Annotated in this window: 22 protein-coding genes and 2 tRNA genes; 16 read left to right on the top strand and 8 right to left on the bottom strand. The window is 59.0% G+C overall.

Annotation, left to right across the window (positions count from 1 at the left end; genetic code table 11):
* Window positions 1–62: 62 nt before the first annotated feature.
* Complete coding sequence (locus MUU55_RS00265) at window positions 63–713, bottom strand: protein-L-isoaspartate O-methyltransferase family protein (RefSeq protein ID WP_244759830.1); 651 nt, start codon at window positions 711–713, stop codon at window positions 63–65.
* A 328-nt stretch (window positions 714–1041) separates the two neighbouring features.
* Here MUU55_RS00265 and exbB point away from each other — a divergent pair, with 328 nt between their 5' ends.
* From exbB to MUU55_RS00235, 6 genes are all read left to right on the top strand, one after another.
* Window positions 1042–2151 carry a tonB-system energizer ExbB gene (gene exbB / locus MUU55_RS00260; protein ID WP_244758779.1) on the top strand — a complete coding sequence of 370 codons (1110 nt, stop codon included), beginning with the start codon at window positions 1042–1044 and terminating at the stop codon, window positions 2149–2151.
* A gap of 4 nt (window positions 2152–2155) precedes the next feature.
* Window positions 2156–2584 (top strand): TonB system transport protein ExbD, encoded by a 429-nt coding sequence (gene exbD, locus MUU55_RS00255; RefSeq protein ID WP_244758778.1) that lies wholly within the window; start codon window positions 2156–2158, stop codon window positions 2582–2584.
* Window positions 2585–2713: 129 nt separating this feature from the next.
* A tRNA-Cys gene (locus MUU55_RS00250) sits at window positions 2714–2787 on the top strand.
* Window positions 2788–3051: 264 nt separating this feature from the next.
* Complete coding sequence (locus tag MUU55_RS00245; RefSeq protein ID WP_244758777.1) at window positions 3052–3600, top strand: hypothetical protein; 549 nt, start codon at window positions 3052–3054, stop codon at window positions 3598–3600.
* Between the two features lie 78 nt (window positions 3601–3678).
* The gene (locus MUU55_RS00240) at window positions 3679–3942 is read left to right on the top strand and encodes a hypothetical protein (protein ID WP_244758776.1); all 264 of its coding nucleotides are present in this window, start codon (window positions 3679–3681) and stop codon (window positions 3940–3942) included.
* 154 nt (window positions 3943–4096) lie between these two features.
* A complete protein-coding gene (locus MUU55_RS00235) occupies window positions 4097–4420 on the top strand; it encodes an RcnB family protein (protein WP_244758775.1) in 324 nt (107 codons plus the stop codon).
* 43 nt (window positions 4421–4463) lie between these two features.
* Here MUU55_RS00235 and MUU55_RS00230 read toward each other — a convergent pair whose 3' ends face one another.
* Together MUU55_RS00230 and MUU55_RS00225 are read right to left on the bottom strand one after the other, a co-directional pair.
* Window positions 4464–4940: a DUF2938 domain-containing protein gene (locus tag MUU55_RS00230; protein ID WP_244758774.1), complete on the bottom strand. Its 477-nt coding sequence runs from the start codon at window positions 4938–4940 to the stop codon at window positions 4464–4466.
* A 64-nt stretch (window positions 4941–5004) separates the two neighbouring features.
* Window positions 5005–5289 carry a hypothetical protein gene (locus tag MUU55_RS00225; RefSeq protein ID WP_244758773.1) on the bottom strand — a complete coding sequence of 95 codons (285 nt, stop codon included), beginning with the start codon at window positions 5287–5289 and terminating at the stop codon, window positions 5005–5007.
* Window positions 5290–5474: 185 nt separating this feature from the next.
* Between MUU55_RS00225 and MUU55_RS00220 the strand changes: the two genes are divergently transcribed.
* Window positions 5475–5549 (top strand) — tRNA-Asn (locus MUU55_RS00220).
* Between the two features lie 112 nt (window positions 5550–5661).
* Here the strand turns inward: MUU55_RS00220 and MUU55_RS00215 are convergent.
* Window positions 5662–5853, bottom strand: coding sequence for a DUF2934 domain-containing protein (locus MUU55_RS00215; protein WP_244758772.1), 192 nt, complete (start codon window positions 5851–5853; stop codon window positions 5662–5664).
* Window positions 5854–6028: 175 nt separating this feature from the next.
* The gene (locus tag MUU55_RS00210; RefSeq protein WP_244758771.1) at window positions 6029–6328 is read right to left on the bottom strand and encodes a DUF982 domain-containing protein; all 300 of its coding nucleotides are present in this window, start codon (window positions 6326–6328) and stop codon (window positions 6029–6031) included.
* Between the two features lie 118 nt (window positions 6329–6446).
* Here MUU55_RS00210 and MUU55_RS00205 point away from each other — a divergent pair, with 118 nt between their 5' ends.
* Window positions 6447–6632 (top strand): hypothetical protein, encoded by a 186-nt coding sequence (locus MUU55_RS00205; RefSeq protein WP_244758770.1) that lies wholly within the window; start codon window positions 6447–6449, stop codon window positions 6630–6632.
* Window positions 6633–6665: 33 nt separating this feature from the next.
* Here the strand turns inward: MUU55_RS00205 and MUU55_RS00200 are convergent, their stop codons facing one another.
* Complete coding sequence (locus MUU55_RS00200) at window positions 6666–6869, bottom strand: CsbD family protein (RefSeq protein WP_160859510.1); 204 nt, start codon at window positions 6867–6869, stop codon at window positions 6666–6668.
* A gap of 145 nt (window positions 6870–7014) precedes the next feature.
* Between MUU55_RS00200 and MUU55_RS00195 the strand changes: the two genes are divergently transcribed.
* Window positions 7015–7197 carry a helix-turn-helix domain-containing protein gene (locus MUU55_RS00195; protein WP_244758769.1) on the top strand — a complete coding sequence of 61 codons (183 nt, stop codon included), beginning with the start codon at window positions 7015–7017 and terminating at the stop codon, window positions 7195–7197.
* A gap of 138 nt (window positions 7198–7335) precedes the next feature.
* Here MUU55_RS00195 and MUU55_RS00190 read toward each other — a convergent pair whose 3' ends face one another.
* Both MUU55_RS00190 and MUU55_RS00185 read right to left on the bottom strand, forming a co-directional pair.
* On the bottom strand, window positions 7336–7518 hold the full coding sequence (locus MUU55_RS00190) for a hypothetical protein (RefSeq protein WP_244758768.1): 183 nt from the start codon (window positions 7516–7518) through the stop codon (window positions 7336–7338).
* On the bottom strand, window positions 7515–7907 hold the full coding sequence (locus MUU55_RS00185; RefSeq protein WP_244758767.1) for a hypothetical protein: 393 nt from the start codon (window positions 7905–7907) through the stop codon (window positions 7515–7517). The genes MUU55_RS00190 and MUU55_RS00185 overlap by 4 nt, the downstream gene beginning before the upstream one ends.
* Between MUU55_RS00185 and MUU55_RS00180 the strand changes: the two genes are divergently transcribed.
* From MUU55_RS00180 to MUU55_RS00150, 7 genes are all read left to right on the top strand, one after another.
* Window positions 7906–8250 carry a helix-turn-helix domain-containing protein gene (locus MUU55_RS00180; protein ID WP_425314121.1) on the top strand — a complete coding sequence of 115 codons (345 nt, stop codon included), beginning with the start codon at window positions 7906–7908 and terminating at the stop codon, window positions 8248–8250. The genes MUU55_RS00185 and MUU55_RS00180 overlap by 2 nt on opposite strands.
* Before the next feature lie 100 nt (window positions 8251–8350).
* Window positions 8351–8668 (top strand): hypothetical protein, encoded by a 318-nt coding sequence (locus tag MUU55_RS00175; protein ID WP_244758766.1) that lies wholly within the window; start codon window positions 8351–8353, stop codon window positions 8666–8668.
* A gap of 308 nt (window positions 8669–8976) precedes the next feature.
* Window positions 8977–9132, top strand: coding sequence for a hypothetical protein (locus MUU55_RS00170; protein WP_244758765.1), 156 nt, complete (start codon window positions 8977–8979; stop codon window positions 9130–9132).
* Window positions 9129–9671: a hypothetical protein gene (locus tag MUU55_RS00165; protein WP_244758764.1), complete on the top strand. Its 543-nt coding sequence runs from the start codon at window positions 9129–9131 to the stop codon at window positions 9669–9671. Before MUU55_RS00170 ends, MUU55_RS00165 begins: the two co-directional genes overlap by 4 nt.
* Window positions 9672–9690: 19 nt before the next feature.
* Window positions 9691–9885: a hypothetical protein gene (locus MUU55_RS00160; protein WP_244758763.1), complete on the top strand. Its 195-nt coding sequence runs from the start codon at window positions 9691–9693 to the stop codon at window positions 9883–9885.
* A gap of 256 nt (window positions 9886–10141) precedes the next feature.
* Window positions 10142–10327, top strand: a complete 186-nt coding sequence (locus MUU55_RS00155) for a hypothetical protein (protein WP_244758762.1) — start codon at window positions 10142–10144, stop codon at window positions 10325–10327.
* A 284-nt stretch (window positions 10328–10611) separates the two neighbouring features.
* Complete coding sequence (locus tag MUU55_RS00150) at window positions 10612–12318, top strand: M10 family metallopeptidase C-terminal domain-containing protein (RefSeq protein WP_244758761.1); 1707 nt, start codon at window positions 10612–10614, stop codon at window positions 12316–12318.
* Window positions 12319–12452: the final 134 nt, after the last annotated feature.

Below are 12452 nucleotides of genomic sequence, written 5' to 3'. Positions count from 1 at the left end.
AAGGCCCGTTGCCAAAGCGCAACAAAAGCGGGCCTTTCCTCCATCCATTGGCTTGCGCCGCGCTAGAACACGAATTCCTTCGCCCGGCGGAAGCCCGGCAGCGGCTTGACGGCGGTGTTGAACACATTGCGCTCGGAAACGTGGCCGCTTTCTTTGATGTAGATGCGAGCCTGCGAGGCATTGCCGTAGCCTTCGACGACGACCAGACGGCCCCCATCTCGAAGCTGCGCGAAAAGTGCGGCCGGAACGAATTCGACGGCGCCGTGCACGAAGACCACGTCGTAAGGCGCCTCCGCAGCATAACCGGCTTCGAGATCGCCGGAAACGACGGCGACATTGTCATAGCCGAGACGGGAAAGCGTTTCCGTCGCCGCCGCTGCAAGATCCGCGTCGCTTTCGAGCGCGACGACCGAGCTTCCCAGGCGCGACAGGATCGCCGAGGCATAGCCCGTGCCGCAACCGACTTCGAGAACGACGTCGGTGCTGGCGACCTCGGCAAGCTGGATCAACTTGGCAAGCGGCGACGGCTCCATGAGGAACCGGCCGGGCGACAGCTGGATGTCGTTGTCGATATAGGCAAGCGGCTTCGCCGCCGCGGGCACGAACTCTTCGCGCGCGACGGTCAGGAAGGCGTCGAGCACCTCGTGCGACGTCACGTCCGTCGTACGGATCTGGTTATCCACCATCTTCGTGCGCGCTGCTTTGTAGTCAATCATCTCTAGCCCTTGAGTAAAACGGCGAGGACCGGCGCGAAGGCCCGGCCCGCTGCCGGATGCGTCGCAATTCTCTTAGTGCGGTTTCGGGCCGGGTGTCCATAGGTGCGAGAGCATTGCGCGCAAAAACCACCACTCTCACCTGCCGGGGTAAGATCGGCCGGGACTTATCCGTGTTATCATGAATAAATTACTCAACATATTATTGCCTGTCCGGTACATAATGTCGTATTGGACAATCAGGTTTTTGGGATGCACCGCGCGCCCGCACCCACGCCTCCTCATTGAGCAGGCTCCGTTTAAGACAGACATGTAAGAGGAATACGCCGTGCTGAAACGGTCTCGACTGCACTTCGCGATGATCCTGCTGGCGCTTGCCGCCCCCTACGCCGCTTCGGCGCAGACCCAGGAGACACCCACGGTCCAGACGGGCGACGCCCAGCCGGAAGCCCGCCAGTCTACACAAACCCAGTCCACACAAACCCAGGCCACCGAAACACAGGCTGTCGGTTCGCAGCCCACCGCGACCGCTACAGACACGACGACGTCCGAGACGACGTCGCGCCCGACCGCAACGGAAAGCTCTGCCGAAACCACGACCAGCCCGGCAACATCGGCCGAGACCGACGCGACGATGGAAGACGAGGACGCGACGGAACTCGAGGCGGTCGATGATGCCGCAGGCGCGCGCCAGGCGGGTCTGCCGCACGACCTTTCGCCGTGGGGCATGTTCATGGCCGCCGACATCGTCGTCAAGGCCGTGATGATCGGCCTTGCCTTCGCTTCCGTCGTCACCTGGACGGTGCTGCTCGTCAAGCTCGCCGAACTCGGCGCCGCGCAGCGATCCGCCAGCCGCGCCGTACGCCGCCTCGTGGCTGCCCGCGGCCTCGAGGATGGCGAACAGGCGCTGGGCCGCAACCGCGGTCTCGTCGCCCGCATGACAAGCGCCGCCCGCGAAGAGATGGAAGCCTCCGAATCCGTGCTCGACCACGTCTCCGACGGCGGCGTGAAGGAACGCATCGCCTCTCGCCTCGGCCGCATGGAAGTGCATGGCGGCCGCCGCATCGCCAAGGGCACGGGCCTGCTCGCCACCATCGGCTCGACCGCGCCGTTCGTCGGCCTCTTCGGCACCGTCTGGGGCATCATGAACTCGTTCATCGGTATCTCGAAGGCGCAGACGACCAATCTCGCCATCGTGGCCCCCGGCATCGCCGAAGCGCTGCTTGCCACGGCCATCGGCCTCGTCGCGGCCATTCCCGCCGTGGTGATCTACAACTTCCTGGCCCGCGCCATCACCGGTTACCGCCAGAACCTTGCCGACGCCTCGGCCGCCATCGAGCGGCTGGCCAGCCGTGACCTCGATGTGCGCCGCGCCGTCCGCCACCCCGCCGTCCAGCGCGGCGAACGGGCTGCCGGCTCCGTCGTAAAGCTCGGGTGACGCCATGGCCAGCAAGATCAAGGAAGGCGGCGGCGACGACCTGGAGGAAAACAGCGAAATCAACGTGACGCCGTTCATCGACGTCATGTTGGTGCTGCTCATCATCTTCATGGTGGCCGCACCGCTTGCGACCGTCGACATCAATGTCGACCTGCCCTCCTCCGTCGCCCAGCCGACGCCACGGGAGGACAAGCCGGTCTTCATGACGCTGAAAAAGGACCTGACGGTCTCGATCGGCAACGGCGAGATCGGTCGCGACACGTTCGGTCCGGAACTCGATGCCGTAACGGAAGGCAACAAGGACACGCGCATCCTGCTGCGCGCCGACAAGGCCGTCGATTACGGCAGCGTCATGGATGTCATGAACCTCCTGCGCGCCGCCGGCTACGCCAAGATCGCCCTCGTCGGTCTCGAAGGCGCTCCAGCGCAGTAATTGGCACGGCGCGCCCGAACGGCGCGCCGCCTGCCCACAAAAAAGCGCAACAATCGACACCAAAGCCTCTTGCACCCTGTTTGAATTCGTTCTAAACGCCCGTCACCACACGCTTTATAGCAAACGGACGGCCTCGTGGCGGAGTGGTGACGCAGAGGACTGCAAATCCTTGCACCCGAGTTCGATTCTCGGCGAGGCCTCCACTCTTCATCAAAGAAATCAAAGAGTTGCAGCCCTCTTGGGCTGCTGTTCGTTTTGCGCCTTTCACATGGCCCCTGCCCCATCCGGCAAGCCGTCAAGGCCCCTCGGCCACGCATTTTCTTCAGGCCGCAGGCAGGCCGCCGGTCCCTTGTCCAAAAGACTGTCGACAAACGCGCACCAAGCTCTGATACTTCGGACGCTGGCGCCCGGAAGCATGTCATCGCGTCGGCCTCGACGATTGGGCGCGACATCGACAAGAGGGTCTCATGAGGTTCGCATCGCTTCCTGCCGGTATGCTCGCGCTGCTCTTCCTTGGCATCGCCCCAGTACGAGGCGAGGAACTCTACGCCTATTTCTATGAGAACGAGGAACAGCCTGCCGCTCATCTGACTTTCAGCCCGTGCACCGGTGAAGAGGTCTCGGAATGTGTTTCCTACAGTCTCTCCTGTGATCCCGCCCGGACCCCACCGCTGGAAATCAGCATTCTCACGGGCCCGGTCGAGCTGATGGCAATCGATCTGATCAAAGCCTCGGCAGGCCTTGCCTATGCCAAGGTGGCGCTCTCAGCCGTAGGCAAGAGCATCGACCTGCCGATTTCCATGATCCATGTCGATACAAACGAGATGGATGGCGGCTGGATGCTCAGTCTCGGCACCTACGACACCGCGCCCCTGCTCGATACGCTGTCGAAGGACAACAGCGAAGGCGCGACGGTCTCCATCGGCGGCAAAGTGTTCTCGCTTGCGCCGCAAAAGGGCGACGGCGCCAAGCTGGCCCAATGGCGGGATGCCTGCGCTCGCATCCGCGGAAATTGATCTTGCCCGACAAGGCGGGCTCTTGCAGACGCGGGCTGACGTGCGCATATGCCGAACACTGATCAAACGGAATCACCCATGGCGAAGAAACCTCAACTCGAGCATTCCGAACTCTCCGGCGAATTCACGGAGGATGACGTCACCGTTCTCGTGGATATCTACCGGCCGGCCGGCACCCAGCAGGACTGGCGCCTGGAGGTGGTGACGCAGAACGAGGACCTTTTCGAATGGGATGCGCCCTTCGCGACCGATCGGGAGGCTTTCGACGAATTCCTCGCCACGGTGGCACGGGATGGTATCCATTCCTTCCTGGACGAGGAAGACATCCCGTCCACGCACTAGGGCGACAGGCCCGCCAGGGCCTTTCCCTCTCCGCTCCCACATCTGCCACGCAGAGCAAGCTGTTATTTTCATTACAAAATCGTAATCATGGCGTTCAGTTTTGGTTCATCCGGCCGGCCCTAGGCTTCTCGTATCAACAACGAGGAACCAACCGATGAAATACATCACACGCACCCTTCTCGCCGCCGTTGCCCTTTCCTTTGCCGCCATGCCGATGGCACAGGCCCAGCAGCTCTACGGCCACGACCGCAAGCCCGGCCATTCCTACACCGTCAAGAAGAAGGTGGTCACAACGCGCCATACCTGGCGCAAGGGCGAGCGCTATTCGAACTGGAAAGGCCGGCCGGCCGTGCGCGACTATCACCGCCACGGCCTGCACAGGCCCGCCCGTGGCCAGCAATGGGTGAAGGTGGACAATTCCTACCTTCTGATGAGCGTTGCTACAGGCCTCATCCTCGGCGTCGCCGCCGCCCGCTAAGACAGACGCCACCGCCGGCCCCGCCGCGGTGGCGTTTTTTCCTTCAGCGAATGAGGAGCGCCGTCAAGTATAGCCCCAGCGCGAAGACGGTGTGCGACACCAGATTGAGAACACGCACGGTATTGGCGTTCGGCAGCTTGGAGGCCGCAACACCAATTCCGAGACCAGGTTGTAGCAGGAACCAACCCGCCCCTACGGTCACGATACCGAGGATCCAGGCCGGCAGGAAGGTCGGGGCGGCAAACCACGGCGCGCCGACGAACAATGCCAGGACAACGCCATAGAGAACGCCCACGGCATAGTGGAAGATCCAGCCAAGCGCCTGCTCCTGCGCGTGGGGTTCGGCGGCCGCAATGTTGTCATGGAAGACCGTGCCGTTCTTCAGGTGCCAGACCCAGCGCCCCACCGGCGCCCAGTTCGGTCGTGACTGGCGGAAGGCCTTCCACAGCACGACAGCCCACAAATCCATCAGCACCGTCGCGCCGACCCCGATCACGGCACCTTTCACCAGCAATTCCATAGGCTTCCCCTCAAGCGATAGCCATCGGGTTAGATCAGGTCAGCGAAACGGACGCAAGGAACGATCAGCGGGCGCCCCGACGCGCCTTGCGGGTCGCCCACCACACGGCAAGCCGGCGACGCTGGCGCCGCACGAAGTGGGAATCGTGCGAAAGCACGAGAAGTCCAAGCGGCACCATCCAGAATCCGAGTACCGGCAGGAAGCCGAGAAGGCCGCCGAAGACCAGGAGCACGCCGATCAGCGTGCGCATCCAGCGCGATTCCGGTAGCTTGAGGCGAAAAGAACCGATGACGATCTGCCTGGTGCGGGGATCAATGCCAAAATGCATGTTGTTTTTTTTCGCTGCCATCCATCGCTCTTTTTGCTGAAAAGCCCGGTTTTCCAGGCATCGCGTCCCTCTCAGTTGGAGACTTCTCCACAATCAATCAAGTCTGGTGCATTTTTTTGTCAAAAACCGCTTGGCAAATCGATCCAGCATTTGTATTACGCGCTCACTCCGCAGCGAGCAGCTGGAAACCAGCAGCGAGCGGATGATCCCTGGTAGCTCAGCGGTAGAGCATTCGACTGTTAATCGACAGGTCGCCGGTTCGAATCCGGCCCGGGGAGCCAGATTAAAAGATAAACGCCCGTTATCGTTGAGAAATCCGATAACGGGCGTTTATCTTTCCCACAATTTCTCCCCGCTTTTGGAAACCAGTCGTCTCAGCGGTGGAGTCGAACCTCAATGTGGGTTCACAGCGCCGGCGAGCCCTACCGACTCGGCTTGATCGTTAAGCGGCTCTTCTGCCAACTCCTCGTCGACCTCTTTCTCCGCCTGCAGCCAATGACTGAGGCTTCGCCCGTCAAGAGATCCTTCAGCCTGCCAGAGTTCGAAAGCCCGCGCAGTGATCCGTCTTTCGCGTGGATCGGTCATGACACTCACCGAAGGCCAAGGAACGACAGAATTACCAGCACGACAACGACCAGTCCAACGATATAGATGATGCGGTTCATGACGCTCTCCTGTTTTGATCAAGAGACGAACGCGGCGGACGGAACTTCGTTCCCAAAGGGCGCCGCCCGTCCCAATAGGCGAGCGGCGTCTGTCTCTAGGCACTCATGCGCGGCGGCGATGACGGTCCTCTTTGCCAACTCGGCGTAAACGCCTCCACAGGCAAACCCGCCTCAAGGCAAGCGGCGACAAACGCCTCACGCGCAACAGCGACCGGTGCCATTCGATAGAGCGCGGCGCGGCACTTCTCACAAGCGCGCTTGTATCGAGCTCCGTGACGCAAGGGCCATTCATTTTCAAGAAAGTCGACTGTGTCGTGCAGGCTCTCGAAAGAGCGCGTTACGCCATTGGGGAAGCGGACGTGAAGGGGTACAGAGAAGAAAACGTCAGCCAGCATCGTGGTGCTCCTTTCAATTACAACCTGGCGGAATCGATATGTGTTTGGCCGGCCGCTTTTCAAGATTGGAACAACGCGCTCGACAGGCCGTTTTTCGCGTATCCAATAGGAGGACGCAATGACGATCGAGAACGCACCAACGGAAGACGGCAAGGAAGGCGCCATGGGCTTACACAAGGCCGCACGAGCCGATGAGCGCAAAGTTGAAGCTGAGAAGGGTTCGGACCTTGCCAAAGGCGCGGATCGGTTTGACGAGCGCTCCAGAAGCTCTGACGGCAAAAGTGCCGGCGAAAAGCAGCGCTGACGAAAGGGCTCGTCAACGACGGGTCTTTCGTTGTTACCAGGTCTGGCGACCGTACCAATCGTCGACATCCTTGGTCGCACGGTCCTTCTCGTAACCGTAGCGCTCCTGGATCTTGCCTTCGAGTTGATCACGCTTGCCGTCGATGACATCGAGATCATCGTCAGTCAGCTTGCCCCACTGCTCCTTGATCTTACCCTTCACCTGCTTCCAATTACCTTCAACGCGATTCCAGTCCATTTTGAGCTCCTGCTTTTAGGATGGTGACGGCTGAGGAATGCGCAGAGAGGGACTTTGATCCGCATCGACACCGCAAGATGCGGATTGCCCACCCTTGTTGTGCGCCGCAAGCGACATATATTGCGATGCAATAACAGGAGAGAAAATGACGATCAACGTTTCGAATCCCATTGCAGAACTCCGCAGAAATAAGGGCTATAGCATCGAGCAACTGAGCGTGATGTCCGGCCTCACCGAACTCGAGATCACGAAGTTGGAAAGCGGTGTGCTGGTCGATTCTGCCAAAATGGCCAGATTGCTTACATCGGCGGGCGTGAAGGTGGTGTAAGGTTATGTGGGCGGCCCGCGCTCGTCTGGTGTGGGCGACGGTGGTGCAGCGCGGGCCTCTGGTATAAAAGACCGGGGCAGCTACGTAGCGCCACCGGCAAAAGCCAGCCGACAATGCGGAGCGGCTGGCGGGAAACTGTTAGCGGTACCTTATTCCGTCCACGATCTGCGAAACGAATTCGGGCGTGATCGTCATGGCACGGTCACCGGTTTTGAGGCAGTAGAGGTCCAGGCCGAGCCCATGCTCATTATGGGTGGCGATATAGCGATCTCGGCCTATGAAAACGGTGGAGCCTTCGGGGTAGATTTCGCGCCAGTTCATGCTGCCACCTCGGCTTCTATGTCGAGACCGACCAGTGCGCGATACATGTCGAGTGCTTCCGCATCGAGGTACTGGCGGGTGCTGACAATCCGAAGGTCGTCGACATCGGCCATGCTCACCTGGACGAGATGCGGATTGCCGTCATAAAAGAATGCGGCGACCTCACCATCCATGAGTTCGAGAATGTAAAAATTGCGCCTGCAGCCGTCCGCCGTCTCGAACGTGACTTCGTCGCCAGCCTGAAAACGGTGAGGTCTTTCGGCGTGAAACGCATCGAGCCATTTGGCGATGGTGCCGGGGTTGTTGGCATACGGATTCGCCGACGGTCTTCTCGGCACCAGCCGGCGCGGGGTGAGCCTTCTGTCTGTAGTCTGCAGGGCGGTGTGCATGGCGGGTCTCCTCGTGTTGATTAATAACGCTCAGTACGATAACTATTACCATCAATTGGGGACGCGTCAAGCGCTATTTATCAAAGTGAGCGATTTTAATCACATTCTAGGCCGGCAGATCGCGGCTGCTCGTGCCCTTCTGGGGATTGGCCAAGTTGAATTGGCAGACAGGGCGCGTATTTCCGCACCGACGCTCCGTCGCATGGAAGCAAGCGAGGGGATTGCAAGCGGACTGGCCAACAACGTTGCTGCTGTCCGCGCCGCCCTCGAATCCGCCGGCATCCTGTTCATCGACCAAAACGGCAATGGCCCCGGCGTTCGCCTGCGGGACCGACAAGGGTGATCGCCTTATCCTGTGGACGACGTTCAACTGTCGACCACTCCCTTACTTTTTGTTTCTGACGTCCAGTTGCCTGGCACCAGGTGGGCGATAGCGTCAGGGGATGACCCAGCCAACGCACCTCGACACCATCTACACCGCCGACGAAGCCGCAGCGCGCCTGCGTCTTTCGAACCGCGCCTTGATCAAGATCGCTCGCAAATACGGATGCTGCTCGCGGTTCGGCCGGGACTACCTTTTTTCTGAAGCCGACTTGCTGGCGATATGGGAAGTGCTTCGAGCGCCTGAGCGAGAGCCCAAACCCAAGACTGTCAAAGCTCATACTTCGGATTTTCGCTTATATGAGAGCCTTCAGAAATTGACGGCAAAGAAAAAGGGGTCAGGAAGTCGGCGCTCGGAAGAATCAAACGCGAAAAAGTAAGAACTTCGTGACGCCACCAAGGCTGCGGTTCAGAATCGAAACGACGAAACGCCTATCGACCATTTCAATGTCGATCTCCATGAGTTCGGCGTGTACATCGTCGACACCTAGACGATGCATTAAACACCAATCCATCATAATTTTTACAATTTTGTCAATGATTTAGCCAGATTTCGCATATTGCACGTCCAAGTCAGCCGCTCTAGCCCTCTCCTGCGGCCTCACCACCCGCACCACCACGTAAGAGGAGACCTGCGAAAGCGGTCGGCATCACGGGGCTGACGTTCCATGATCTGCGAGGAACAACAGTGACACGACTCGCTCTTTCTGGCTGCTCTATCGCCGAGATTGGCGCCATCACTGGCCATTCCCCGAAGGATATCGACGCGATTTTGCATACGCACTATCTCGGCGGGCAAAGTGAGTTGGCGCGCCAGGCCATGACGAAGTGGGAGCAACAATGACCGACCCTCTCTCCAAACTTCCGCTCTTCGCGACCGACCGAGAAATCGCCATCGCAGTCGTCGGCAAAGAGCGCGCGTCAATGTACGTGAAGGTTGTCATCCCCGCGCTCGAGCGCCACGGCTTTCCCCAGATCGATCCCCTCCACGACGGGCGACCTGTGCCACTCGTAAGGAAGTGGTACAACATCCATATGGGCGTCGACAAAAACTACGTCCTGCAGTCCCTGCAGGACGGCAAGGAGGATTGGTCTGTTTGGGACAGATCGAAGCGCGACCGACGCAACGACCGTAAACCGCAACTCGCTCTGAATACTCGCTGCATGAACGCCTTACGGCATATGGTTGAACATCCCGACATCAGGACAAGCGCCGAGGTACCAGGCGCCACAGATTTCACCATGGACGAGCTTGCCAGTAAGGGGGCGCTTAAGGAGGGCAAGCGGGACAGCCAAGGCGACCGCACGTGGACAGTCACTGATGCAGGCCGAGAAGAGATCGTGCGCCTAAACGACTGGCATGGCGGGAAGAGGCGTATCTAGGCCGATTGGGGAAAAAGACATGACCGACGCAGAACGCATCGCCGAGCTCGAGGCGAAAATCCAGCAAGCCTACCATGTCATCGGCCAACTTCTGGGCGGCCCTGACGGTAAGTCGGAGGACTTGTATTCACCGCATGGACAGCGTGCGCTCGATTACTTCGCGCATGAAAGCTTCGATAAGGACTTTCTGCCGTATGTCCATCCAAGACGCTAAATGCCCTTCGAGAAATAGGATTGTTTTCTCATTGGCGACTTGACACCTCCGACCCTCAATGAGAACATAAAGAGAACAACACGGAGGTATCGATGCAAAACGATGTCGTCGCAAGAGCTCTCGCTGAGGTCGCGGCCAGCCGTGCCTGGCGTGAGAAGAACGCTGCCCGGCGCGCAGAGATGCAGCTGAAGGCGGCCAGGGCCCCTCGCCCACTCTATGTTCTCAAGAGCAAAAAGCAGTTGGAGCTGCGCCTACAATGATCCCGCAGCTGCAACCGACTGAGAATGCCAAGGATGAGGCTTTCGAGGTCCTAGCGCTCCACGACTGGGACGCGCTTGAGGCGATCCGAACCGTGCTTGCCGAGCGCGACGCAGTCGAAGAGCGCCTTCGGATCGCGGCTATCGCGATGGGGCGGGGATATACGAGGGGCTGGAAGCCCTAACAACGACGACATTAAAGAAAACACCGATGGATCCAAACATGGTCCGAGGAGAAGGAAGTCTGGTCTGCCTTCCGCGATGGCATGTACATTGGCCGGGTCTCCCGCGACAACAACAGCCTAAAGCGTGGAATGCCTTCCGGCTTTCCCGATCGGCGCTTTGAACATCGGCCGCACCAAAGGATGTTGAGGGCCCGGATGCGCTATCCAACAATTGCTTATCTTGACGCGATCAAGTTGAATATTGCAAATGTAAAGTATCGTCACCGTTTCTTTGGAGGATCTTCATGGTTGGTTTCACTAAAATCGATAGCGTGAAATTGCCGTACGACACCCGTGAGCTATGGCTGAGCGATAATCGTCTCTTTGTTGGCAGCTTAGAGCTCTTCAGGAATGGCGTCGTGACGGTCTTCGACATATCCCAGAACGGCGACCTGACGAAACTCTCGTCTGTAAAGATATTGGAAGGGCCGAATGATCTCTGGTCCAACGGTGACCGGCTGTATGTCGCAGGTTTCAATGAACTCTCCGCATTTGAAGTAGGTTCCAGCGGCAAACTCTCAAAGCTGTCATCCCCGCATGGAAGCTCAAGCGCTGTTTTGGCACAAGGGAAGCACCTGTTTGTGGGAGATAGCTTCGGACTGACCGTCTACAAGACTGGAAGCGGCGCGAACGTCTCGCAAGTCCAACACGTCAAACTGCCGCAACAGGTAGATGAGATTGTTTCGGACGGAAAGCATCTCTTCGTTTCAGCGGGCGGCATCACGTCCTACAGCATCACCGCCGATGGTAGCCTCGTGCGGGCCTCAAAGCTCAAGATTGACGGCGAGATTTGGACTGATGGCAAGCAACTCGTCGTCGGAGCTAGCGGGGACAACGGTATCATCATTTATGATATCGCAGCGAATGGCAGCCTCAAAAGGGCGCAGCAGATTAAGGTAACCGACGAGTTTGGCTCAGTGATATCGGGTGAGGCCTGGTTGGAAGGCGGGCGCCTTTTCGTTGCCTCTCATGAAATCGTTATCTTCGAGAAAAATGACCGCGGCAAGTTCGCAAAGGTTGGCGCGGTCATAACCGAAGGCACACCTTGGGAGGTCTGGTCTGAGGGCGACCTGCTATTTGTCGCCGACTATGAAAAGGGTGTCGCTACATACCGGCTAGATTCCGGTGGACCGAATTTTCTCGGCAGCGCTGGCAACGATCCGTTCATGCAGGGCACGTCCGCGCACGACTTCATGAAAGGTATGGGCGGACACGACGGAATTGAGGGCCTTGCGGGCAACGATCGAATCTATGGAGGTAGCGGCAACGACAGTCTCTACGGTGGTAAGGGCTCGGACATCCTCTATGGCGGGTCGGGGGATGACAGTCTTTATGGAGACGGGAAGGACGGTTCAGAAACCGACAAAAAAACCAATAAACTCTACGGGGAAGCGGGCAACGACAAGCTCTATGGCGGCGGCGGCAACGACAAGCTCCTGGGCGGTACGGGCAACGACGATCTCAGGGGCATGGACGGTGACGATCATCTCGACGGGGGCTCCGGCAATGATAAACTTCACGGCGAAAGCGGCAACGACAGGCTCCTCGGCGGCGCGGGGAACGATCGGCTCGACGGCGGTTACGGTGACGACAAATTGATCGGCGGGACCGGTGCCGACAAGCTCTATGGCGGTGCGGGTGCCGACTTGTTCGTTTTCACCAGCACCAAGGATAGCACGCCAAGCGCCCGTGACATGGTCTACGACTTCTGGCAGGATGAGGGCGACCGGATCCAATTGTCCGGCATCGACGCCCGCAGTGCGACAAGCAAGAACGATGCCTTCACATTCATCGGCGAGAAGGCGTTTTCCGAGAAAGCCGGCGAGCTGCGCTATTTCCACAAGAGCGGCGATACCTTCGTCTACGGCGATGTTGACGGCGACGGCAAGGCCGACTTCGCGCTTCGCCTCGACAAGACCATCGACCTGGTCAAGGGCGACTTCATCCTATGACGACCGGTTCATACCGCCCCTAAATCCACTCTGAGGAACAAATCGCCACGGCGATCGTTCCTCAGCTGCCACTTTCTAGCGTCGCGTCGCATTATCACCCCCTAGATGACAAGCCAGACCCTCAATAGTGTTTA

Source organism: Shinella curvata (assembly GCF_022899935.1).
GTDB classification, from domain to species: Bacteria; Pseudomonadota; Alphaproteobacteria; order Rhizobiales; family Rhizobiaceae; genus Shinella; species Shinella curvata.
The sequence above is the reverse complement of the archived record's forward strand: the minus strand, read 5'-3'. Positions and strand labels throughout refer to the sequence as shown.

Bases quoted from the DNA above. Each gene is read 5' to 3' on its own strand.
- MUU55_RS00160 (WP_244758763.1), top strand. From the start codon at position 9,691: ATGACCGACGCAGAACGCATCGCCGAGCTCGAGGCGAAAATCCAGCAA.
- MUU55_RS00215 (WP_244758772.1), bottom strand. From the start codon at position 5,853: ATGACCGATCCACGCGAAAGACGGATCACTGCGCGGGCTTTCGAACTC.
- MUU55_RS00225 (WP_244758773.1), bottom strand. From the start codon at position 5,289: ATGGCAGCGAAAAAAAACAACATGCATTTTGGCATTGATCCCCGCACC.
- MUU55_RS00185 (WP_244758767.1), bottom strand. From the start codon at position 7,907: ATGCACACCGCCCTGCAGACTACAGACAGAAGGCTCACCCCGCGCCGG.
- MUU55_RS00230 (WP_244758774.1), bottom strand. From the start codon at position 4,940: ATGGAATTGCTGGTGAAAGGTGCCGTGATCGGGGTCGGCGCGACGGTG.
- MUU55_RS00245 (WP_244758777.1), top strand. From the start codon at position 3,052: ATGAGGTTCGCATCGCTTCCTGCCGGTATGCTCGCGCTGCTCTTCCTT.
- MUU55_RS00155 (WP_244758762.1), top strand. From the start codon at position 10,142: ATGATCCCGCAGCTGCAACCGACTGAGAATGCCAAGGATGAGGCTTTC.
- MUU55_RS00200 (WP_160859510.1), bottom strand. From the start codon at position 6,869: ATGGACTGGAATCGCGTTGAAGGTAATTGGAAGCAGGTGAAGGGTAAG.
- MUU55_RS00195 (WP_244758769.1), top strand. From the start codon at position 7,015: ATGACGATCAACGTTTCGAATCCCATTGCAGAACTCCGCAGAAATAAG.
- MUU55_RS00235 (WP_244758775.1), top strand. From the start codon at position 4,097: ATGAAATACATCACACGCACCCTTCTCGCCGCCGTTGCCCTTTCCTTT.
- MUU55_RS00210 (WP_244758771.1), bottom strand. From the start codon at position 6,328: ATGCTGGCTGACGTTTTCTTCTCTGTACCCCTTCACGTCCGCTTCCCC.
- MUU55_RS00180 (WP_425314121.1), top strand. From the start codon at position 7,906: ATGGCGGGTCTCCTCGTGTTGATTAATAACGCTCAGTACGATAACTAT.
- MUU55_RS00190 (WP_244758768.1), bottom strand. From the start codon at position 7,518: ATGAACTGGCGCGAAATCTACCCCGAAGGCTCCACCGTTTTCATAGGC.
- MUU55_RS00240 (WP_244758776.1), top strand. From the start codon at position 3,679: ATGGCGAAGAAACCTCAACTCGAGCATTCCGAACTCTCCGGCGAATTC.
- MUU55_RS00205 (WP_244758770.1), top strand. From the start codon at position 6,447: ATGACGATCGAGAACGCACCAACGGAAGACGGCAAGGAAGGCGCCATG.
- MUU55_RS00175 (WP_244758766.1), top strand. From the start codon at position 8,351: ATGACCCAGCCAACGCACCTCGACACCATCTACACCGCCGACGAAGCC.
- exbD (WP_244758778.1), top strand. From the start codon at position 2,156: ATGGCCAGCAAGATCAAGGAAGGCGGCGGCGACGACCTGGAGGAAAAC.
- MUU55_RS00150 (WP_244758761.1), top strand. From the start codon at position 10,612: ATGGTTGGTTTCACTAAAATCGATAGCGTGAAATTGCCGTACGACACC.
- MUU55_RS00165 (WP_244758764.1), top strand. From the start codon at position 9,129: ATGACCGACCCTCTCTCCAAACTTCCGCTCTTCGCGACCGACCGAGAA.